The 21,394-nt window shown below is 53.4% G+C and carries 16 protein-coding genes; 2 read left to right on the top strand and 14 right to left on the bottom strand.

What is annotated here, in order from left to right:
* Positions 1-10: 10 nt before the first annotated feature.
* The 12 genes from PGRAT_RS24560 to PGRAT_RS24615 form a co-directional block, all read right to left on the bottom strand.
* Positions 11-1,045 (bottom strand): rod shape-determining protein, encoded by a 1,035-nt coding sequence (locus tag PGRAT_RS24560; RefSeq protein ID WP_042267339.1) that lies wholly within the window; start codon positions 1,043-1,045, stop codon positions 11-13.
* A 40-nt stretch (positions 1,046-1,085) separates the two neighbouring features.
* A complete protein-coding gene (gene radC / locus PGRAT_RS24565) occupies positions 1,086-1,775 on the bottom strand; it encodes a RadC family protein (protein WP_025707605.1) in 690 nt (229 codons plus the stop codon).
* Between the two features lie 15 nt (positions 1,776-1,790).
* Positions 1,791-2,384, bottom strand: coding sequence for a Maf family protein (locus PGRAT_RS24570; protein ID WP_036706084.1), 594 nt, complete (start codon positions 2,382-2,384; stop codon positions 1,791-1,793).
* 55 nt (positions 2,385-2,439) lie between these two features.
* Positions 2,440-2,685: a DUF4321 domain-containing protein gene (locus PGRAT_RS24575; RefSeq protein WP_020429308.1), complete on the bottom strand. Its 246-nt coding sequence runs from the start codon at positions 2,683-2,685 to the stop codon at positions 2,440-2,442.
* A 286-nt stretch (positions 2,686-2,971) separates the two neighbouring features.
* Entirely contained in the window at positions 2,972-4,267 is a 1,296-nt protein-coding gene (locus PGRAT_RS24580; RefSeq protein ID WP_025707603.1) for an SPOR domain-containing protein, read from the bottom strand.
* Positions 4,268-4,344: 77 nt separating this feature from the next.
* Positions 4,345-5,520: a glycosyltransferase gene (locus PGRAT_RS24585; protein WP_025707602.1), complete on the bottom strand. Its 1,176-nt coding sequence runs from the start codon at positions 5,518-5,520 to the stop codon at positions 4,345-4,347.
* A gap of 191 nt (positions 5,521-5,711) precedes the next feature.
* Positions 5,712-6,893, bottom strand: a complete 1,182-nt coding sequence (locus PGRAT_RS31860; RefSeq protein ID WP_025707601.1) for a glycosyltransferase family 4 protein — start codon at positions 6,891-6,893, stop codon at positions 5,712-5,714.
* Between the two features lie 258 nt (positions 6,894-7,151).
* Positions 7,152-8,528 carry a UDP-N-acetylmuramate--L-alanine ligase gene (gene murC / locus PGRAT_RS24595; protein WP_025707600.1) on the bottom strand — a complete coding sequence of 459 codons (1,377 nt, stop codon included), beginning with the start codon at positions 8,526-8,528 and terminating at the stop codon, positions 7,152-7,154.
* Between the two features lie 7 nt (positions 8,529-8,535).
* Positions 8,536-9,912 carry a bifunctional folylpolyglutamate synthase/dihydrofolate synthase gene (locus tag PGRAT_RS24600; protein ID WP_025707599.1) on the bottom strand — a complete coding sequence of 459 codons (1,377 nt, stop codon included), beginning with the start codon at positions 9,910-9,912 and terminating at the stop codon, positions 8,536-8,538.
* Between the two features lie 6 nt (positions 9,913-9,918).
* A complete protein-coding gene (locus PGRAT_RS24605) occupies positions 9,919-12,603 on the bottom strand; it encodes a valine--tRNA ligase (RefSeq protein WP_042268326.1) in 2,685 nt (894 codons plus the stop codon).
* Positions 12,604-13,149: 546 nt separating this feature from the next.
* Positions 13,150-14,529, bottom strand: coding sequence for a LysM peptidoglycan-binding domain-containing protein (locus PGRAT_RS24610; RefSeq protein WP_042267342.1), 1,380 nt, complete (start codon positions 14,527-14,529; stop codon positions 13,150-13,152).
* A 144-nt stretch (positions 14,530-14,673) separates the two neighbouring features.
* The gene (locus PGRAT_RS24615) at positions 14,674-16,089 is read right to left on the bottom strand and encodes a glycosyltransferase family 4 protein (RefSeq protein ID WP_025703081.1); all 1,416 of its coding nucleotides are present in this window, start codon (positions 16,087-16,089) and stop codon (positions 14,674-14,676) included.
* Between the two features lie 163 nt (positions 16,090-16,252).
* On the opposite strand from PGRAT_RS24615, the gene PGRAT_RS24620 reads away from it, so the two are divergent.
* Positions 16,253-17,494, top strand: a complete 1,242-nt coding sequence (locus tag PGRAT_RS24620; RefSeq protein WP_036702733.1) for a GGDEF domain-containing protein — start codon at positions 16,253-16,255, stop codon at positions 17,492-17,494.
* A 923-nt stretch (positions 17,495-18,417) separates the two neighbouring features.
* On the opposite strand, the gene ypfJ is transcribed toward PGRAT_RS24620, so the two are convergent.
* A complete protein-coding gene (gene ypfJ, locus PGRAT_RS24625) occupies positions 18,418-19,266 on the bottom strand; it encodes a KPN_02809 family neutral zinc metallopeptidase (protein WP_025703076.1) in 849 nt (282 codons plus the stop codon).
* 456 nt (positions 19,267-19,722) lie between these two features.
* Between ypfJ and PGRAT_RS24630 the strand changes: the two genes are divergently transcribed.
* Positions 19,723-19,956: a hypothetical protein gene (locus PGRAT_RS24630; protein ID WP_025703074.1), complete on the top strand. Its 234-nt coding sequence runs from the start codon at positions 19,723-19,725 to the stop codon at positions 19,954-19,956.
* Between the two features lie 373 nt (positions 19,957-20,329).
* Here the strand turns inward: PGRAT_RS24630 and PGRAT_RS24635 are convergent, their stop codons facing one another.
* On the bottom strand, positions 20,330-21,382 hold the full coding sequence (locus PGRAT_RS24635) for an RluA family pseudouridine synthase (protein ID WP_042268327.1): 1,053 nt from the start codon (positions 21,380-21,382) through the stop codon (positions 20,330-20,332).
* Positions 21,383-21,394 lie beyond the last annotated feature (12 nt).

Below are 21,394 nucleotides of genomic sequence, written 5' to 3' on the forward strand. Positions count from 1 at the left end.
AAGCCAGGTTCTAACGCTTGGAGCGGAGACTGGAGCCGGTGCGGCTTTTGAAGAGATGAATATTCTCCAGCGCTTTCCCTGTTCCAATGGCAACACAATCCAGCGGATTCTCAGCGACGATCACAGGCATCCCGGTCTCGCGGGCCAGCAGCTTATCCAAATTGCGCAGAAGGGCGCCGCCGCCGGTAAGAACAATTCCCCGGTCCATAATGTCGGCTGCCAGCTCCGGAGGGCATTTCTCCAGCGTGACCTTCACAGCTTCCACAATGGCATTAACAGTATCTGATAACGCTTCACAAATCTCATCTGAGGTAATAGTCAGGGTCTTTGGCAATCCGGTTACAAGATCACGTCCACGAATCTCCATCGTTTCTGTCTTCTCCAGCGGCAGGGCAGAACCCACATCCATTTTGAGCTGCTCCGAGGTACGCTCCCCGATCATGAGATTATATTGGCGTTTGATATATTGAATGATGGACTCATCTGCTTCGTCCCCGGCAACCCGCACCGAACGGCTGGTTACGATACCGCCAAGGGAAATAACAGCTACTTCGGTCGTACCGCCGCCGATATCAACGACCATACTGCCGGTCGGTTCCCATACCGGCAGGTCTGCACCAATGGCAGCCGCAAAAGGCTCCTCGATAATATAAGCCTCACGTGCGCCGGCCTGCTTGGTAGCGTCCTCCACAGCACGCTGTTCCACAGCAGTGATGCCGGATGGCACACACACCATCACATTCGGATGACGCTGGAACATCGAACGCTGCTTCTGCGCCTGACGGATGAAATATTTAATCATAGTTGCCGTCGTATCGAAATCAGCAATAACTCCGTCCTTCATTGGACGAATGGCACGGATATTTCCCGGCGTACGGCCGATCATTTTTTTGGCAGATTCGCCTACCGCTTCAATCGTCTTGGTATCTGTATTAATGGCCACAACGGAAGGTTCTCTGACAACAATCCCCTTGCCGCGTACATAGACGAGCGTATTCGCTGTCCCCAGGTCAATTCCTAAATCTTTCGTAAAACCACCTAACATGCTTGTATTCTCCTTTTCCTTGTATATCTAGCCAATTGTATTACATAAATCCTTTTTCCTTCAAACTTATAAATCTGCTGTCTCCAATGATCAGGTGATCCAGCACATCGATTCCGACAATCTCCCCGGCCTGAAGCAGTCTTGAGGTTAAAGAGATGTCTTCCGGACTGGGCGTAGGATCACCGCTCGGATGATTATGTGCGCATATGATAGCTGCGCTGCTGCATTTCATAGCGGCCCTGAACACCTCGCGGGGATGCACGATGGAGGCGTTAAGGCTGCCCATGGATAATGTCTCCTGCGCAATAACATGATTCTTCGTATTCAGAAAAAGGCAGACAAAATGCTCTTTCTGCAAGTAACGCAGCTGCTCGGTCAATATCTCCGCCGCATCCTGTGGACTGCGGATGATGACCGGCTCGGTCAGCCGGGAGTTTGCCATTCGTCTTCCCAGCTCAATGCCAGCTTTGAGTTGCACGGCCTTGGCAGGGCCGATGCCTTTGATATTCGTCAGTTCTTCAATGCTTAGGTCCGCCAGCCCGCGAAGACTGCCTGCCACCCCCAGCATCCGCTGGGCAATATGAATAGCCGATTCCGCCCGCGTACCTGTACGCAGCAGAATGGCCAGCAGCTCCGCTTGGCTTAATGATTCCGCCCCATAATGCATCATGCGCTCTCGTGGTCGTTCTTCATGGGGGAGGTCCCGCAGCATAAATGATTGCGACTCCATCCCTATCCCTCTTTCCTAATAGATCCCCTGCCGGCCCAGCACCGAGATGCCAAAACCCGACAGCATCTCCCCAAGCAGCGACAACGGCAATCCGACCACGTTGAAATAACACCCCTCAATCCGTTCCACCAGGGTGGCGCCCAGCCCTTGAATCGCATAGGAACCCGCCTTGTCGGCAGGCTCTCCGGTCGCTATGTAAGCGGAGATTTCATCCATGCTCATCGCTCTCATGGTTACAGAGGTTACCCGGTGCTCCACCACGGTCTTCCCTTCCGGCAGTCCAATGCAGGCTACTCCGGTGTATACCTGGTGTGTCCGGCCCTGCAGCAGCTGCAGCATGTCTCTGCTGTCCTGCGTGTCCGCCGGCTTGCCGAGCACTTGGTTTCCCAGCACCACAATCGTATCGCTGCCGACAATAACGGCAGCACGTTCTCCGGCAGAAGGCCGCACAGCCTCCGCTTTGCGGAGCGCAAGGCTGCGAACAATTTCTGCGGGCGTTAAGCCTGGCGGCGTGCTCTCGTCAGCATCGCTTGAGATGACTTCGAAGGGCAAGCCCAGAAGAGATAACAGCTCCCGGCGGCGCGGTGAACCCGAAGCAAGAATAATCATTCGTGAGTTGTCATGCTCCACTGTATACTCGTCCCTTCTCAGTAAACATCGAAAGCTACAGTCTCCGGTAGAGCCAAAGGGCTGTTATGATACCGGCAAGACTGAGCAAGCACAGTTTCAAATGAATAGTGATGTCATAGGTTATGATGTCCAAATCGGCTTGCGGCGACCATTTGAGTACAGTCGAGGCTGTAAGAAAAGACAGACCTTTTACAGGTTCCAGCAGTTTGGCGATCCACGCCCCGGCCAGCCAGCCCAGAATAAGAAATAACAGCAGTATTCCCACATTTTTCTTCTTCATCTAAGTCTTCCCTCGCCATTTTTTGACACCCTAATTATTATACGGTGAAACGGGGTTCAACACAAACGCAAAATCAGGTACGGAAATGATTACCACTCTCCGGCAAGTATAGACTGATGTAAAGCCAGCCGGCTGCAATGGCAGACCCCTTACACTATCTGAGCCCGGAGGCATTGGAAACAGATTTTTTATGAATATTTTACCTTTCAAAAATAACAGCAATCCCCTGCCCGGCAGACAGCCAAAACAGGGGATTGCTGTGTCTAGTATTTATGAATGGAGACGTTCAGGACAAGGCGGAGAGCAGGCCTTTCTGAGTGGTGAGAAAACTCATCATCGCCTCCTGCACCTCCCACAGCAAAGCCTGAGCCTGGTTCTTATTATACTCATTCAATGCGGAAATCCCCCGGCTCATTGATTTCTCCAAACTGGCACAGAGCTTCTGCGCTGCAGCCGGCAATCCCGGCTCCATTGCTTTGACTGCTTCGTTCCACTGCATGTGCAGATTACTGACCTCAGTAGTGTCCACCGCTTCACCCGGTCCGCTTAATTCGGACGCAGACAGCCTGCTTAGCTCGCCGAGCAGCTTCCCGCTGGCGGCGAAGTAGCTGTCTATGGTCTCAGCCGAGCCTGCAAAGGCGGCCTGCTCCGCAGCAGGGAGCGAGACCTCCCTGACGTACAGCTCGATTCCCTGGTTCTTGAGGCCGCTGCTGAGCAGCTTGGCCTGTTCGCGGTCAGGCGACATACCGGCGTACACCCGGTTGCCATCCGCCGGATCAAGTCCGGCGGCCAGTCCGGCGGCCAGCAGTTCCTGCCTGGCCTGCTCCGCTCCCGCAGGAGAGCTGAACACACCGTACTGCAGCAGGTAATAGGTCTGTGCTGCAACCTTCACCGGAATACGGTTCATCCCCGCATTCCCGCCTGCGTCCGGCGGCAGGACAGCGCCAGTGTCCGTCACGCTCTGTACGGCTGGCGAGGTCACACTTGGAGTATTATTGCCTCCCGCGAGGCTTCCACCGCCAATCAATGACAGCGCCGCATATCCAAGCAGGATACCGGTCCCGAGAGCTCCGGCGATGGAAAGTGCGAGCTTCCACCAATGGGAAGGACGCCGGGCATGGTAGGAGCCGCCATAACTGCCCCCACGAAGCGGGTTATCTTCATATTGCCCGTATTCAGCGGACCACTCCGGACCATGGCTGCGTTTTTCCGGCCAATCTTTATAGTCCTCAGCCGGAGCATGAGGGTAACGCGGGGGCTGGTCCCATAGATCAGGCGGATGATCAGAGTGAAAGAAAAATTGCCTTGTATCCTCGCGTGTACTGATCTTGTCCTCCTGATCCTCCAGGTATAGCAAAGCTGAATCATACTCCTCCGGTTCCTTAGAAACCTCTTTGCGCTGGCTCTCTATGCCGGTGTCCGCCGGGCAGCGCTGCTGAAGCAGCTCCACTTCCCGCCGCTGCCCTGCTTCCGCGTAGTCCCTGGCAGTGCCCAGCCCAGACCCCGGCCTGCGGTTGAGCGGCTCAGTTCTTGTATTCCCGGTATCCGTGTCAAACTTGAACGTCATTCTTCCGTTACTCAACGCCCTCACACCTCACTGTCGTCTATTCTATAAGCAATATATGATAGACGAGAGAAAGATATGCTATTTTAATATAATTACACGAGACTAAGCACTTTGGCCTTCACGTTCTTCACCTCATAATGGTTAAGCAGCGTACGGTACGCACGGTCAGATATGAGGGAGACAAGCTCCGGGGTCTGCAGCAGCATGACTGTCTGCTCAGCGATACCCCTGGCGGTTCCGGCCAGCAGTATATCCCTGCCGTTCTCGCAGATTAATGCATCTGCGCCCCGCGGGCTGGTTACGACCGGAGTCCGGAGCGCCCACGCTTCCAGAATCTTCTTCTGGCCTCCGCAGCCTTCATCCAGACAAGCAATCACCGCCTTTGCCCGGCGTATGTATTCCCCGGCAAGGCTGGTATCCTCAATAATCTTCACGGAGGAGTCCGTCTTGAAGAGGGCCTGGATTGCAGAATCTACAGAACTGCCCACAATGTAGCATTGAACATCTGGGACCTCGGCCCGGATCAGCGGGTAAACCTTCTTATGGAATAATAAGGCTGCATTCCGGCCCTGTACGTTATGCATATCCCAGTGAAGCATGATTCCGTTCTCTTTGCAGACCGGCTCGTCATGCTGATATTCCTGCAGATCCACATAAGGCGGAACGACATGCACCTTACCGGCATCGGCAAAGGACAGCGCCTTAAATGACAGGGCATCCTGCTCGTTAGCCGTCAGCAGCAAGCCGGTCTTATTCATCAGCTTCCGCTCATCCCGCCGGGCCTTAGCCTCATTTAGTTTGTGGTAGGGATACCTGATCTTGCGCCGGACAGTCCCACCCTTCTCCACCGCCCTGCTCCAGGTCCGTTGGGCATCCGTAATAATGACCGCTTCAGGAAGCAGGGAAGAGATCATGTCAATACAATTGTTGAGAAATCTGCGGGAAATGAATACATGACTGTAGGTATGCCGGCTGCAGAGCTGCCTGATCTCAGTCCGCAGATCTTTACTGATGTCTTCAAAGGCAGCTATGGAGCGCAGCTTGTCCAGCGGCCTCAGCAGTGCAGTGCGGGGAGCCACTGCCTGTTCTACCCGGTGGACGGTAAGCGCGCAACCGGAATCCGCAACCCGTTCCCGCCCGCACTCACAACACTCAATAAGGTCGATATCAAATTTCTCCAATAGGATTTCAAGAAAACTTTCTGTCCGATGTTCTTCTTCCTTACTGCATTCTTTCCGGACTGAAAGGAACAGCATTCTTTCTCTCATGGCTCTGTCTCCTTGGTTATCTATGAAAAATTCAAACGGGGTGTGCAGACATATGCGCACAAAAAAAGCAAACGGATCACATTCCGCCGCTTTTTATGAACCTTTAGATGTAGATCAATAGTACCGCATTTCTATCCAAAAGATTGTCGATTTATGGGATAAAAAAATCTTTTTTTGAAATACGCAACAATTCAGACTAAACTAAGCAGCTTCTCACGCACACTTCCTGCCTCGTAATTGGCCAGCAGCGTCTCATAAGCACGGTCTGCCAGTACTATTCCGCGTTCGTGATCATGAAGAAGCTGAATCACACTGTCAGCAAAGGTTACCGGATCATCAGCGATCAGTATGTTCCGCGAATGCTCATAGAGCAAGCCTTCCGCTCCTTTCGTGCTTGAGACTACAGGCGTCTTCAGCGCCCAGGCCTCTAGAATCTTCAGCCGGGTTCCGCTTCCTTCCCGCAAGGGAGCGATGACGACCTTCGCTTTGCGCACGTAATCCGCAACACTGTCCACATAACCGGTGATCACTATTGAGGGATCTTTTTCTGCCAGCGCCGCGACCTCAGGGTGCACATCCCGGCCCACAATATACCACTTGATCTCCGGAACCTTGGCCATAATGAGTGGATAAATCTCGCGGTTGAAGTAGGAGGCTGCGTTAATATTCGGAAAGTAGTTCATATTACCCGGTAAAATGATCCAATTCTCTTTGGAGATGCCCGTATTCGCCGGATAGTCTTCGATACGGATAAAGTTGGGGATCACATGGACTTTATGCGAATTTTGGCTGGAAAGCGATTTGAACGCCAGGCCGTCCTGCTCCGAGGTGGTCAGCAGCAAATTTGTTTTGTCCATCAGCTTGAGTTCGTCCCTCTTCGTCCAACCCGCATTGAGGGTATAGAACAGCTTGGCAAGTCCCTTTTTCTTGGCTGCCAGCTGTGCGGACAAGCCGCTCTCAAAATTGTGGGCATCCGTGATGATCACGGTACCCGGCAATACCTCTCGAACAATGTCAATGCAGCTTCCCAGCAGGCTGTGAGAAATAAAAACATGGCCGTAGCTGTTCTGGCGGCACAGTTCCCCGATCTTGCCGCGCATATCTACATCCACATGGCTCATGTAGGAGCTGTTGCGCCTTTTATATAAGGAGCGTAGCATGGCTTTGCGGTAATTCACTGTTCGTTCGACCTCGTGAACTGCAAGCCCCGGCGCCTCATTTTTGTCATCTCCAGGTCTTGAATTACGGTAAGTAAGCAGATCCACATCATATTTGTCCAGCAAAATATTCAGGATATTGCCAGTTCTCAGCTTGCCTCCGCTATCCTGCGGAAAAGGATTCTCCGCAGATATGAATAGCAATTTCTCCCTCATTGTCTTCGTCTCCTACTCTCAAATGGTCTATATCTATGCTGCGTTGTAAAGTGCATAGCATATATTACCCCAAACTTCATGGCGGTTTTGTCGTTTTATGTATTTTTCAAAAATAATTTTCAAAAAATGTATTTCCAAAGCGTATTCAAAACTAAATGAACGCTTGTCACATAATAAAGAAGAAATGGCACAGGACTCTTTAATGCAAAGAGTGCTGTGCCATTTCGATGTGAATTCTGTTAGCTTGCAGGCCCCGGCTCAGTGCTTCTTCAGTCCCTCTGCCAGTGCATACCCAACCTTCCAAATGTCTCCCGCGCCCATGGTAATCACAAGATCACCCGGAGCAATCCGGCCCTGCAAATCGGCTAGTACGGCCTCTTTGGTGGGCAGATGCCTTGCGTTGGCATTGCTGTTCTGTACGATTAATTCCACCAGCTTGGCAGAGCTGACACCTTCGATCTGCTTCTCTCCGGCCGGGGAATAAATATCAGTCAGAATCACCTCATCGGCTTCACTGAAAGCACGGCTGAAGGCATCCAGCAGGAAAAAAGTCCGCGTATAGCGCTGCGGCTGGAACACGGCAATAATCCGTTTGCCCGTGGCCTTGGCTGCGCTGATCGTAGCCTGGATTTCTGTAGGATGATGTGCATAATCATCAATGACCAGAATATCATTGGCCTCGCCGAGCACTTGAAACCGCCGTTTCGCACCGTGGAATTTCAGGATGGACTCCGCAATTGCCTGGAAGGGGATTCCAGACTTCAGGCAGGCAATGACTGCCGCCATCGAGTTGTAGAGATTGTATTTACCAGGGATGGACAGCTCGATGCGCCCCAATACCGCACTGCCGGAGTTCATGGTGTAGGCAACCTGCCGGTCGCCAAGCACAATGTCCGTTGCCGTGTAATCCGCAGAAGGCGAATGAATACCGTAGGTGATTACGCTGCCTTTGACTTCAGGCAGAAGTGAGGCTGCTGTCTCATCATCCGCACATACAATTGCCGTGCCGTCCTCACGCATCTGATTCATGAATTGTACATAGGCAGCCTTCAGGCGTCCGAAATCGCCTCCGTAATTCTCCAGGTGATCCGCTTCTATATTCGTCACAATTCCCAGCCAAGGATGGTACTGCAGGAAGGAGCCGTCGCTCTCATCCGCTTCGGCCACAACGAACTCCCCTTGTCCCGCCTTGGCATTCGTGCCGACATTCATAATTTCCCCGCCGATAATATAGGTGGGGTCCACTCCACACTCTTCCATAATCAGCGCGATCATAGAAGAGGTGGTGGTTTTGCCATGAGCACCCGCAATCGCTACACCTTTGCGCTCATTCAGCAGCCGGGCCAGCATCTGAGAGCGGTGCAAGACCGGAATGTTGAGCCGTTCTGCTTCTACCCATTCCACATTATCACTTGCCAGAGCCGTAGAGTATACGACAAGGTCTGCGCCTTTGACCTGCTCAGCCGTATGTCCGATATACACCTTGGCTCCTTTGGCTATTAATTTCTCGGTCAATTCCTGAGCCGCCACGTCGGAGCCCGTTACCGTATATCCCATTTCCAGCATTACCCGGGCAATCGCGCTCATGCCATAGCCGCCGATCCCTATAAAATGCACACGTTCAGTAGTATCCAACAGTTCGTCACCAGCCTTTTTCAGAATTGGGTTGCCGCAAAAGCGTACTGCGCACATCAGAAATCAAATACAGCGTTCCGGAGACGACCGCAAGGTCCTGCTCCGCTGTGATCGACTGCAGAAGCTGCAGCGCTTGGCCCCAATCATGTTCTACTTTGATTACCAAATTCTCTTTGGCATATTTCTCCCGCAGACGTTCTGCGATGGCCTGCAGATCTTCCGCGTCCATTTTCTTCCGGAAATCCGGTTCGGTCAGGATGAGCGTATCCACTATAGGCAGTATATGCTTGAAGTATGACTCATGATGCTTATTTGCCAGCATCCCCATGAGCAAATTTAATTTATCGTACTTGTAAAACTGGGGCAGGCTTTTGGCCAGACTCTCTGCACCTTCGGGATTATGCGCACCATCCAGCACAATTCGCGGAGAGGTGCTTACTTCCTCCAGACGTCCCGCCCAAAAAGTGCTGCGGAAGCCTTCCAGCACATCCTCGTCCTCCAGCATAAAAGCCATGTACTGACGCAGGACCTCCAGCGCCATCATCGCCCCGGCGCTATTACTAAGCTGATGCTCCCCTTTCATGGCAATGCCAAGCTCAAGGGAACGGAAAGGGCCCTTGAAGGTGAACGTCTGAAGGCCACCGCTGACCACGGCGCTGCCGTAGCTGAAATCTTCTCCGGCAAGATAGAGTGTGGATTTGCAGGCAGCCGCTTTGGCCTTAAGCACCGCTATGGCCTCCGGCTGGCTTACACAGCTGACCGCCGGAACACCGGGCTTGATGATCCCGGCTTTCTCCCCCGCAATCTCCTCCAGCGTATCACCCAGAACATCAGTATGATCGTGGCCGACATTTGTAATGATAGACACAATCGGGGTTACAATATTAGTTACATCCAGCCTTCCCCCAAGACCAGTCTCCCATACGACAACATCGGGATAGCAGACTTCCGCATAATAGAGAATGGCGAGAGCCGTAGCAACCTCGAACATTGTCGGAGAGCCCAACTCGCTCTGCGCAATCTCTTCTACCAGCGGACGAAGCTTGTTCGCAAGTTCTGTAAGGACATCCTCAGGAATGTCCGTTCCATTGTACTGAAAACGGTTCGTGAATTTGGTAATGTAGGGAGACGTGAAGGTTCCCACGCTATACCCGCTTCTGATCAGCACACTGGTCAAAAAAGCGCAGGTCGAGCCTTTGCCGTTCGTACCCGCCACATGAATGAACTTGAGTTTGCGCTGGGGCTGGCCCAGCTTCTCCATCAGCCGTTCAATCCGTTCGAGCCCCGGGCGGATGCCGAAAGGAATGAGGCCGTTAATCCAATCTACTGCTTCTGTATAAGAAGTTAAGGGAGCGGTTCCGCCGCTCCCGGTCCACTCGTCCATAGTCCCTTATCCCCTCAGCTCTGCGATGCGGGCCAGCACCTTTTCACGTTTGGCGGAATAATCCGCCTGCTTCGCCCGTTCCTCTTCGATGACTTTAGCCGGCGCTTTGGCAACAAAGCCCTGATTGCCAAGCTTCTTCTCAACACGCTCTACTTCGCTATTCAGTGTCTGCACTTCTTTTTCCAGACGGATAATTTCCTGCTCGATGTCAATCAGCCCGGCCAGCGGCAGCAGCAGCTCTGCTCCGGTAATCACAGCGGACATCACCTTATCCGGCGTATTCGGCTCAAGTCCGGCTTCGAAGGAAGAAGTGTTACAGAAGCGCCCGATGTAATTATCATTCTTGGCAATGATGCTCAAGGTCTCTTCACTGGCGGCTTTGATGATCAGCTCTACCTTTTTGCTCATCGGAACATTGACCTCAGCGCGGACATTGCGGACTGCACGGATCACATCCATCAGCAGACTCATTTCCGCCACAGCCTGCGGCTGCTCCAGTGCGGCTTCATACTTCGGCCACTCTGCCAGCGTAATGGTATCTCCCTCATGCGGCAGATGCTGCCAGATTTCCTCCGTAATGAACGGCATGAACGGATGAATCAGGCGCAGCGTACGGTCAAGCACATAGGCCAGCACCGATTGCGTCTTAGCTTTGGCAGCAGCGTCCTCTCCGTACAGTGTAAGCTTGGAGAACTCAATGTACCAGTCGCACAGATCATCCCAAATGAAGTTGTACAGGAGGCGGCCTGTCTCACCATACTCGTACGCGTCAATTAGACGCGTAATATCGCGAGAAGTTTCGTTCAGGCGGTGTAAAATCCAGCGGTCTGCTGTCGAAAGCTCACCGGTAATGTCAATATCTGCAAAGCTTACGCCCTCCAGATTCATCAGGGCAAAGCGTGAGGCATTCCATATTTTGTTGGCAAAATTACGCGCCTGCTCTACCTTCTCAATGCGGAACCGCAGATCCTGGCCGGCCGTGATGCCGGTGGAAATCATATAGCGCATGGCATCTGCGCCATACTGCTCGATAACATCCAGCGGATCAATCCCGTTGCCGAGCGACTTGGACATTTTGCGTCCTTCAGCGTCGCGGACCAGGCCATGGATCAGCACATCGGAGAACGGCTTCTTCTCTGTAAATTCAAGTGCGCTGAAGATCATCCGCGCTACCCAGAAGTAGATAATATCGTATCCGGTAACCAGAACATTGTTCGGGTAATACCGCTGATAATCGCTGCTGTTCTCATCCGGCCAGCCCAACGTTGCAAACGGCCACAGGTTGGAGCTGAACCAGGTGTCCAAAACATCTTCATCCTGTCTCAGATCGTCAAGGCCGCTGATTCTGCGGGCATCCTCTTCACTGTCTGCAACAAATACTTCCCCTGTGGATTCGGAGTACCAGGCCGGAATCCGGTGCCCCCACCACAGCTGGCGGGAGATGCACCAGTCGCGGATGTTCTCAATCCAGTTCAGATAGGTTTTCTCAAAACGTTCCGGTACGAAGTTGACGCCGCTGCCGTCTTTTTGGGCAGCAATCGCCTTCTCGGCCAAAGGCTGCATCTTTACGAACCACTGGGTGGACAGATAAGGCTCGACTACAGCACCGGAACGCTCGCTGTGTCCCACCTGGTGCACATGGTCCTCAATTGAAATCAGAACACCCTGTTCCTGAAGATCGGCGATGATATTCTTGCGGCATTCACTGCGGTCCTGGCCCTGATACGGACCGGCTTCCTCGTTCATGGTTCCGCTCTCGTCCATGACATTAATCTGCGGAAGGTTGTGGCGCAGACCTACTTCAAAATCGTTCGGATCATGGGCCGGGGTAATCTTAACCGCACCGCTGCCGAAATCCTTCTCTACATATTCATCGGCAATAACCGGAATCTCGCGGCCGATGATCGGCAGAATCAGGGTTTTGCCGATCAGATCCTGATAACGCTCATCCTCAGGATGCACCGCAACCGCCGTATCCCCCAGCATCGTTTCCGGACGTGTCGTGGCTACCGTAAGGAAGCCGCTGCCGTCCTTCAGCGGATAGCGCAGATGATACAGATGGCCGTTAACCTCTTTGTATTCCACCTCAATGTCCGACAAAGCTGTACGCGCAGCAGGGTCCCAGTTGATGATCCGCTTGCCGCGGTAGATCAGGCCTTTCTGGTACAATTCTACAAATACCTTGCGTACTGCCGCCGCCATCCCCTCATCAAAGGTAAACCGTTCACGTGAATAGTCAAGGGACAGGCCCATCTTAGCCCACTGCTCATGAATAGTCTCGGCATACTGGTCCTTCCAGGCCCATACCTGCTCCAGGAACTTCTCGCGTCCCAGGTCATGCCGGGAAATCCCCTGCTGGCGCAGCTTCTGCTCCACCTTCGTCTGCGTGGCAATGCCCGCATGGTCGGTTCCCGGCAGCCAAAGGGTATCGAAACCCTGCATCCGCTTTGTGCGGATCAGAATATCCTGCAGCGTGAAATCGAGCGCATGCCCAATGTGCAGCATCCCCGTTACATTCGGCGGAGGGATGACAATGCTATAAGGTTCTGCTTCCGGACGTTTGCCGGCTTCAAAGAAGCCATGCTCCATCCAGTAAGCGTACCATTTCTGTTCCGCCGCCTTCGGATCATATGTGGTCGGCATGTCGTTCTGTTTGCTGCCCGGCGTATCAGCTTGCACCGTATCCTGCATATCAGGCAGTTCAGCCGTTTTGTTCTTGTGATCAGCCATTGTTGAACCCTCCATTTGAATAGCATGTTATAAACACAAAAAGACCCTTCGTCTCAAAGGACGAAAGGTCATTCTTTCGCGGTACCACCTTTGTTTCGCGCTATACAAAATAAACCTCCGCCTCAGATCCATACGGTTCCAAAAGCTTAGCGCGACACTCATGCAGATAACGGCTGCGTCCGGCCACATCCTACCCTGGTTTTCATATGATGAATACAGGCTTAGAGGGGCGACTCCGGGGCGACTTCGGGGGCTGCATCCTGCGGAAGTTCACAGCAACTACAAATTCCGCTCTCTGAAGGGCTCACCGCCTACTCTTCCCGTTCCCAGTCTTTTGTTTTTACTTATTCCCATAATACATTCAGTACTATTCCTAGTCAACCAGCATACGCACAAGGAGCCGTATTTATACCATCCTTCAAGCGGACACTGCTTCTCCATGCTTTATTCCGGTACAAAACAAAAAAAAAGACCGGCCGCATCCGGCCGGACTTCTTATCCCATCATTCAGGGAATGTACAGGACCTGGCCTTCCTCCACGTTCTGTCCGGAGAGGCGGTTGTACATGACTAACTCCCTTGCGCTTAGCTGGTATTTCTCAGCAATCGTATCCAGCGTTTCTTCGCGCTGGACAATGCAGAGCCGAACCTTACGGAACAGCTCCGTACCGCCACGGCCTCCGATGAACCGGCTTTTCCATTCGGTATCATTGCCGGCATCCGGCGCTGCCGCCGGGACCGCAGCCTCCTGCTCCTGGGCATGCTGATTCTCTTGTTCTCTGTGGGCTCTGCTGGAGCTGAGCAGAGTAGAGTAAGTAAGAGGCTCCCGTTCCTCAGCCTTCTCTTCTTTTTTGCTGCCTAGCGCAATCTTCAGATCAGGCTTCTCTTCGGGCACCGGCTGGACGTCAGGCGCCGTAAAAAGCTCATTCTCATTGGCTGGCAGGGTTTCCGCAGCAGCTTCAGCAGGCGGGGTTGCCGCGTTCTCCACAGCCTCCGCCACAGCTTGCGGCTCCTCCTTATGCACAGCATGGATTTCCGCTTCCGGCTCACCGGACTCTGCCCCCAGCGCTTCCGTACTGCCTGAAATCCGGGCGGTTTCTGCAGGGTTCAAGTCGTTGGCTGCGAGAAAGTGGCTGGCAACCGGTTCCTGAGGAGCCTTATCCGCCTTCTGCGGGTGTGCGGTTGGTTCTGCGGCAGCATAGCCGGTTGGAGTATCGAGACTGTGGGTCCGCGCCTTGGGTTCCTTGTCCTTTTGCGGCGGTTGGGCCACTGCGGCGGGCCCGGTGTATACCGCTTCATCGGGAAACAGCGGATTCACTGCAGAAGCCGTAGTTTCTGCAGCAATGGCATCCGCTTGCTCATGAGCAGCGATATCCGTTGCTCCTTCACCGTAGGTCCATAGTGAATTCTCATAAAGCGCGTCATTCTCATGCTCATGCTTGGCAGCTGGAGCTTCCTGTCTCTGCTCTGCCTCTTCAGCAGTGTAAGCTACCGTGTACTCCTCCTGCTGCCAGGCCGGCTGGGTTTCACCGCTGCCGATTCCGCGCAGCGAAAGCACGCCGGTGATATTGACCGTGCGCATCGTAAGCAGGTCAATATCGAAATTCTCGATCTCCACCCCTATGTCATCAAGCGAGCTGACCCGTGTCAGCGGAACTGTGATTTCTACGGGAATCGCATGCTCCAGACGCTGGGTCCGGTCATCTTCTCCGCGGTAGAGCCCGGTTAGCAGCAGCTGGCCGTACAGCTCGGCACGATCCTCCCGCTGAATTACCTGAATGTCCGGGATCAGCTCAACCTCTTCCAGCTCAGCGATTCCCGGAAGTTCTGCAGGCAGATGAATGCGTTCATAAATATCAAACCGCAAGCCGTGGGACTGGTCAAACACGGGAAATGTCCTCCTTCTTGGCATAATCTAACCCTGAGACAAGCCCAGAGCATAAGCCCAAAATGTTACTCCCCTCATGTATATGCTTGAATCCTTAAGGCATGACAACTTTGGACTCAGCTTGTATGGAAGGAATTCGTGAACTTACCCGTCAATAACCATCCGGTTGTCGGGAATGCTATACTTCTGTGGAAGTCCCTCCCGCAAGGCAAGGGCCAGCGGATTTCCCGGAATCATGAGCTCAAGCACATCGGCAGGATGAAAGGCATCAGGCAGCCTTGGGGACACTGCACCCTTGCGGCAGCTTCTGTCTGCACTATAGTTGCGCCGTCTCTGATGCAGCGCGGCCGCTTCGTGGTACGCCATCAGTGTGCCCGCTGCCATTCCGTCCAGCGAACGGTTCTGCGCAGCCCAGCTTCGCGCCTGCTTCCCGGTGCGCACCCGAAGCTCATCGTCTCCCAGCAGTTGTTCAAGCTGCTTTGCCAAAGCCGCGCAGTCCTCTGGCGGAACGACAAATCCCGTCACACCCTGCTGCACCATTTCCGGCATCCCTGCCGTTCCGGCCACAATCGGCGCGATCCCGGCAAGCTGGGCCTCCGTCACTGAAAAAGGCTGTGTGTCCTGCAGGCTGGGCTGCACATAAATGTCGGCAGCGGTCAGCGCAGCCGGGATATTGTCTATTTTGCCGGTAAAAAATACCCGTTCCTGAATCCCCAGCACCCGTGCCTGCTCCTGTAATTCTTCCGTAAGGCTGCCAATTCCGGCAATCGCACATACCCAGTCGCGGCGGCTGTGCTGCAGAATTCCCAGAGCGCCTATCAGCACATGCACCCCTTTGATATATTCAAGACGTCCGGCGTACATAATCACTTTAAGCCCGTCTGCGAACTTCAGCGGGGCAGGCATTACCGCCTTGGCATCGTACTGCTTCACATCCATTCCATACGGCAGTGTGTGAATCGCCGCTCCCCCTGCATCCTCCCGGTTCACCAGCTGCCCAATCCAGTTCGAAGAAACCAGAATCAGGTCAGAGGATTGAACGCCCATCCCCTCCAGGCGGCGGAAATACCGCCAGATGGCCCGTTTCTCATATTCTTTGCGGGTAAGCTCCGGTTCAATCCCCTTATATTCGAAGTAGGATTCATAAGCCAGCGCCCCGTGAAAGCTTGCTACCAGCGGTTTCCGCACCTTCATAATCCGCCGGATGGCATAGGCCGAGATCGGGTCCTGCGCATGGATCACATCATACTTCTCCAGGCCGAGAACTGCGGCCCCCCCCTCAAAGACGTAACGGCCAAGCTCAAAGCTGAAAATCCCATGCTCCAGGTGCAGATGGGGAAACCGGCTGATATCGAGCTGAGGCAGCAGCGAGTTGTATAGGACTTTTTTATCAAAGGAAATTCCTTGATCCAGCAGGTAGAGCGTATGATCTTCCGCCCGGGAACCCATCAGCGTCACTTCATGCCCTTGTTCACTCAGCTTGTCAGCCAACTGCTTCATATACGTCCAGATCCCGCCCATATTCGTAAGTCCCCAGTAGGTGACCAGCAGTATCTTCATCAACCTCTCACCCCGGCTCTGAAAAATAAAATGAACAAAGTATTATATGAACAGAAGCCGCGTCCAGACATGGATAAATGATAAACTTTCCAAAATATCTTTTTATCACGGCCCAAAATTTTCAGGTATAATCGGTATAACTCCTGAAAGGAAGTCAACTGTGATGTCCAAAGCAAGGCTGTTTGACCTTTCTCTGTTTGCTGGCTCTCTGGCCATAGCCTTCGGCGCGAGGCACGCTGTGGTGCTGGACCCTGCTTATCTCAAAGCTCTCATTCTCTGCTGGGCTTTCTCCAGTTTTTATTTTCAACTGCGCATTGTTACCCGAAGCGGCAACTCCACGATAGATTATGCGATCAGCTATACTTCATCTTTTGGTATATTTGCAGGACCCCTGGGTACTTTTTGGTTAGAGGTGCTCTACCGGTTCACTGTGTTTTTCTATAAAAAGAAAACGAAAACCGCGGACCCCGGAGAATTCCTGGATACCCTTTACAATATTGGTTCCTTTACGCTAGGCGGTTCTGCCGGGTATTACCTGTACACTCTGCTCTATCCGTATGCCGCAAAACTTCCGCTCGGCTACTGGCTGCTGTTTTTCCTTGTAGTCTGTGTGACGACATTCCTGTCATCCGGTTTCCTGGTGATTACCTGTGCCCTGTCCGGTGACATTACCACCCGCAAAGAGGCCATGAACCTGCTGCTGCACAGCAGAAATCTGCTGGATTTCAGTAAGGTGGCCCTGTCCAATGCCCTGCTCCTGCGCCTGCTGCAGATGGGAAAATGGGAAATGCTGATCGCCCTCTTCCTGCTGAACTACATCGTCAGCATCTCCTTTTATTCCAAATCGCAAAGCGCCAGGCATAAATTTGAACGGGACAAGTTCGAGCAGATGGCCTACCGTGACTTTTTGACCGGCACCTTCAACCGCGCCCATATGGACAAAATGATGAAGGAGCTGAATCACAGCGGGGAACATATCGGCATCCTCGTGGCGGACATCGACCGCTTCAAAAAAATCAATGATACCTATAACCACGCCGTCGGCGACCGGGTGATCACCCACTTTGCCCATACGCTGCAGGCACACATGCAGGATGAGGATATTTTGTTCCGCAGCGGCGGCGAAGAATTTACTATGTTCCTGAGACACAAATCCTTCGGAGAGTGCCGCACGCAGATTCAGGGAATTCTGGATACCATTGCCGGGCACAGCACCACCGCCGAGTATGAGGACCAGTGGATTAATGTTGTATATACGGCTTCTTTTGGACTCTATTATTACCAAGCAGCCCCCGGACAGAAGACCTCTATGGAAAAAGCATATGTCTATGCAGACCAGCTGCTGCTGGAATCCAAGAAGCTTGGCCGCAACCGGCTTAGGTATACAAATGAGCTGGAAGTTTGAGTGGGCAAAAGCATGTGTGGGAGCATGTATGGACAATTGCATAGCTGGAAGCATGCGTGGATAATTGCTTAGCTGGAAGCATGCGTGGACAATTGCTTAGCTGGAAGCATGCGTGGACAATTGCTTAGCTGGAAGCATGCGTGGACAATTGCTTAGCTGTGGTACAAAGGCTGCGCTGTCCTATGAAGGACGCGCAGCCTTTGGAGTGTTCAGTAGGGGAGGGCCGGGATACACCGTAGTTCCGCGAGCCGGGTGAGCCTGTGCTTCTCCCGGCTCTTGGGGCCGCAGTTGGACAGGGCTGGACTGCGGTGGACTGCGTAGCACAAGTGTCCAAGTGGAAAAAGTATCTTAAATTATACAACTCCCGCCCTCCGATGGATGCTAGTTGGAAAAAGTACATTTAATCTGGCCGCTTCTACCAATTACAGCAGAATTGGCTTAAATTAAGTGTCCTAATTCCCACTATTCCCTGTAGTGGGGGCATTTGAGGCCATTTAAGTGTACTAATTCCACCTCGCATCCTGGGGAAAGAAGCATAGTGACAGCTCTACGGCATGACTGAATGCCGGGATAGCAACAGCTCTGTGGCGGTGATTGATTGCCAGCATAGCGGCAACTCTGCGGCATGACTGAATGCCAGCATAGCGGCAACTCTGCGGCATGACTGAATGCCAGCATAGCGGCAACTCTGCGGCATGACTGAATGCCAGCATAGCGGCAACTCTGCGGCATGACTGAATGCCAGCATAGCGGCAACTCTGCGGCATGACTGAATGCCAGCATAGCGGCAACTCTGCGGCATGACTGAATGAGCGTTTGCGGAGCCCCCAAATCTGCAAACGTCGCAGCCTCGCACACGTTGCAGATTTTGCAGTTGTTGTGGTCGTTCCAGTCGTTGCGGACATGGCACCCGCGTTCTTCACCTACAGTTCGGAGGCGTTAAAGGTATCTCCGCCTTCAATGGTGCCGGAATTGAAGCCTTTGTAGAACCAGCGCTTGCGCTGCTCTGAAGTGCCGTGGGTGAAGCTGTCCGGCACCGCATATCCTTGCGCCTGCTTCTGGATCGTATCATCGCCGACCGCACTTGCCGCCGTTAGCGCCTCTTCCAGATCGCCCTCCTCCAGCAGATTCATCCCCTGGGCGTGTTTGGCCCAGACACCGGCCAGATAATCGGCCTGAAGCTCAAAACGCACTTGGTATTTATTGTATTCAGTTTCGCTCAGGCTCTGGCGGAGCGAATCCAGTTTCTTTGTGGTGCCGAGCAGCGTCTGCACGTGATGCCCCACCTCGTGGGCAACGACATAAGCCATGGCAAAATCCCCCGGAGCCTGGAACCGCTGCTGCAGCTCGTCATAAAAGCTGAGATCGATGTACAGCTTGGCATCCCCCGGACAATAAAACGGCCCCACCGCCGACGTTGCCGTCCCGCAGGCCGAATCCACACTGCCGGTGTAGAGCACAAGCGTCGGGTCTTGATAGGCCATCCCTTCTTCCTGAAAAACCTCAGACCACACATCCTCCGTATCTGCCAGCACAACGGATACAAAGTCGGCCAGTTCCTTCTCCTGTGCCGTCTGCTCATAAGGTGCCGAGGAATTGGTCCCCCCGGTCGTGATTCCTCCAAGAATATCTCCAATATTTCCGCCGCTCAGCAGCGTGACAATCACCACAATAATAATTCCGCTTATTCCGCCGCCGATCAGCTTCCCTCCGCCGCCCATGCCCCGGCGGTCCTCCACATTTGAGCTGCCTCTTCTTCCCTGCCACTTCATGTGTAACCCCCCAGTCATATTTACAATTTATTAAGCGATTGGTCTGTAAAGGCTAACCTGTTAAAAATTGATGAAATCCGTGCTAATGCTAATAATCTCAAGTCAGGCAGCATTCTAAAGAAAAAAGTACTAAATACATCAGTATTGATTAAAAGACATTTCCAATTAGCATTCCGGATAGTTCCGGAACTATTCTATTAGTTTCCATTTCAGCAGCAGCTTGTCCCAAAACTAGCCGAAAAACTCAACTGTCTATTAGTGTTATACCCAAAATTTCTTAGCTTGCTTGTCTTCACAGCGTCCAGTTTCTTACAAGTCCTTAGTTATGCCTGCCGTCCCGGGAAAATTGCTTATGTTTTCCACTTCAGGGTGTCACCTTTATGGACTGCCGGGAATATACTGTCTCATTGCTTTATTCAGGGAAATGAACTCCCCCATGAGAAAGGATGCGATAACATGACCCGCATGGATCCAGTGTATCAAACTCTGAAAGTGATGGAACAAGAGCAACAGCCAGAGTTCCGGCAACTAGGTATGGACCCCAGAGATTTCAGGACGGTGCTTAAGCATATTCATGAGGCAGGATATGCGGACGCTAGCGGGCTGACCCCAGCAGGCCAAGAGTACATCCAGGCCTATGAACGCAGACATCAGTCCAATCCGGACGTCGCCCGGCGGGGTCTGGGATAATCCGGGTATACCCAAAATCAGCAATTCAGCCACCCTAGGAATAAAACGGCTGCCGCCGTCCTTTACTGGACAGTGCAGCCGTTTTCCGCTTCACTTCCTCCAACTCCACCATTATCCTACTCTGAAGTTATACTCTCATTTCCTCCTGCAAATGAAGCCACAGGTCCACCATGGTATTCCCTTATTTGTCCTCAGCTTTTTCACCTTATTCATATCAGACAGAAAGCATAGCTTCCTAAATAAAAACACCCCCACAAGACAGTGCCGAAATGCAGCCTTGTGGGGGTGTTGTAATGGAATTGGCAATCCGGCCAGGCGAAGGAAACCACCTGAAGCCCGGCTTCTGATTATCTAAAAGTCACCGTCAGCGGATTTACACCTGCGGCGCTCCTCCCAGCTGTATCCGTAAACGCAGCATATCCTCCGGCCAGGGGTCAGCTATTTCAAGCTGCTCCCTGGTCCATGGATGGCTGAACGCCAGCAGTTCGCCATGCAGTGCCTGGCGGCCCGGACCAATGGAACCGGCGGGACCGGACCTGGCAGGAACAGTCCCGCTGCCGCCGGGGCTATCCTGATCCATGCGTCCTGCGCCGGTGCTCCAGGCAGACTCACTAACCGCGGTCCCGCCGGAATGAGAACGCTGGCCCGCAGCACTCCACGGCGGGCCGCCGTATAGAGCATCCCCATACAGCGGATGGCCCAGGTGGCTGAGATGGACGCGGATCTGGTGCGTCCGCCCGGTCTCCAGCTGCACCTTCAGCACAGTGCTGCCTCGAAGGACCTCGCGGCCCATTATCCGCGTCACCGCAGCCTGCCCGCCCGGCGAGACCCGCCGGCGTGCCGCATGATGGCGGTCGCGGCCAATAGGCACATCGATCAGCTTCAGCTCGGGCGGCACGGTGCCTTTTACGATCGCCGCATACAGTCTTGAGACGGCTTTGGCCCGCATATCCTCGTCGAGTGCAAGCTGCGCATACTCATTCTTCGCGTACAGGACCGGGCCTGTTGTATCCTTGTCCAGACGGTGGATATGGCGTACCGCGATGCCGCTGCCGGCGGCGGCATAATGGGCAGCAACCACATGATCAAGTGTGACCTCATTCCCGCTGCCATCCGGATGGACTGCCATGCCCGCAGGCTTATGGGCAACGAGACAGAAATCATCCTCGAACAGCACCTCAAGCGCCTGCCAGGCCGGCTCGATGCCAGCCTCGCGGTAAGGGAACAGCGCCAGCCGCAGCCGGTCTCCCTTCCACTGAATACCGCCTTCACGGCGCAGCCGCGCATGGAGCTTGGCAGGCATTCCCACGGTAGCAAGCAGCCACTTGTCAATGGCCGCTTCCGGCTCACCGGCGGCGGTAATTACCCGGCCGGGCATAACCTCCAGCCATTCCCCACGGCGGCTCCAGGACCCGCCTCCAGTCACGGACAACGGCTC

The organism is Paenibacillus graminis, from assembly GCF_000758705.1.
Taxonomy (GTDB): Bacteria; Bacillota; Bacilli; order Paenibacillales; family Paenibacillaceae; genus Paenibacillus_AQ; species Paenibacillus_AQ graminis.

What these genes read in the sequence shown, in the direction of transcription:
- radC (WP_025707605.1), bottom strand. Translation starts at nt 1,775, where the DNA reads ATGGAGTCGCAATCATTTATGCTGCGGGACCTCCCCCATGAAGAACGA.
- PGRAT_RS24630 (WP_025703074.1), top strand. Translation starts at nt 19,723, where the DNA reads ATGACCCGCATGGATCCAGTGTATCAAACTCTGAAAGTGATGGAACAA.
- PGRAT_RS24615 (WP_025703081.1), bottom strand. Translation starts at nt 16,089, where the DNA reads ATGAAGATACTGCTGGTCACCTACTGGGGACTTACGAATATGGGCGGG.
- PGRAT_RS24600 (WP_025707599.1), bottom strand. Translation starts at nt 9,912, where the DNA reads ATGGACGAGTGGACCGGGAGCGGCGGAACCGCTCCCTTAACTTCTTAT.
- PGRAT_RS24575 (WP_020429308.1), bottom strand. Translation starts at nt 2,685, where the DNA reads ATGAAGAAGAAAAATGTGGGAATACTGCTGTTATTTCTTATTCTGGGC.
- PGRAT_RS24605 (WP_042268326.1), bottom strand. Translation starts at nt 12,603, where the DNA reads ATGCAGGATACGGTGCAAGCTGATACGCCGGGCAGCAAACAGAACGAC.
- PGRAT_RS24560 (WP_042267339.1), bottom strand. Translation starts at nt 1,045, where the DNA reads ATGTTAGGTGGTTTTACGAAAGATTTAGGAATTGACCTGGGGACAGCG.
- ypfJ (WP_025703076.1), bottom strand. Translation starts at nt 19,266, where the DNA reads ATGAAGTGGCAGGGAAGAAGAGGCAGCTCAAATGTGGAGGACCGCCGG.
- PGRAT_RS24585 (WP_025707602.1), bottom strand. Translation starts at nt 5,520, where the DNA reads ATGAGAGAAAGAATGCTGTTCCTTTCAGTCCGGAAAGAATGCAGTAAG.
- PGRAT_RS24570 (WP_036706084.1), bottom strand. Translation starts at nt 2,384, where the DNA reads ATGATTATTCTTGCTTCGGGTTCACCGCGCCGCCGGGAGCTGTTATCT.
- PGRAT_RS24620 (WP_036702733.1), top strand. Translation starts at nt 16,253, where the DNA reads ATGTCCAAAGCAAGGCTGTTTGACCTTTCTCTGTTTGCTGGCTCTCTG.
- PGRAT_RS31860 (WP_025707601.1), bottom strand. Translation starts at nt 6,893, where the DNA reads ATGAGGGAGAAATTGCTATTCATATCTGCGGAGAATCCTTTTCCGCAG.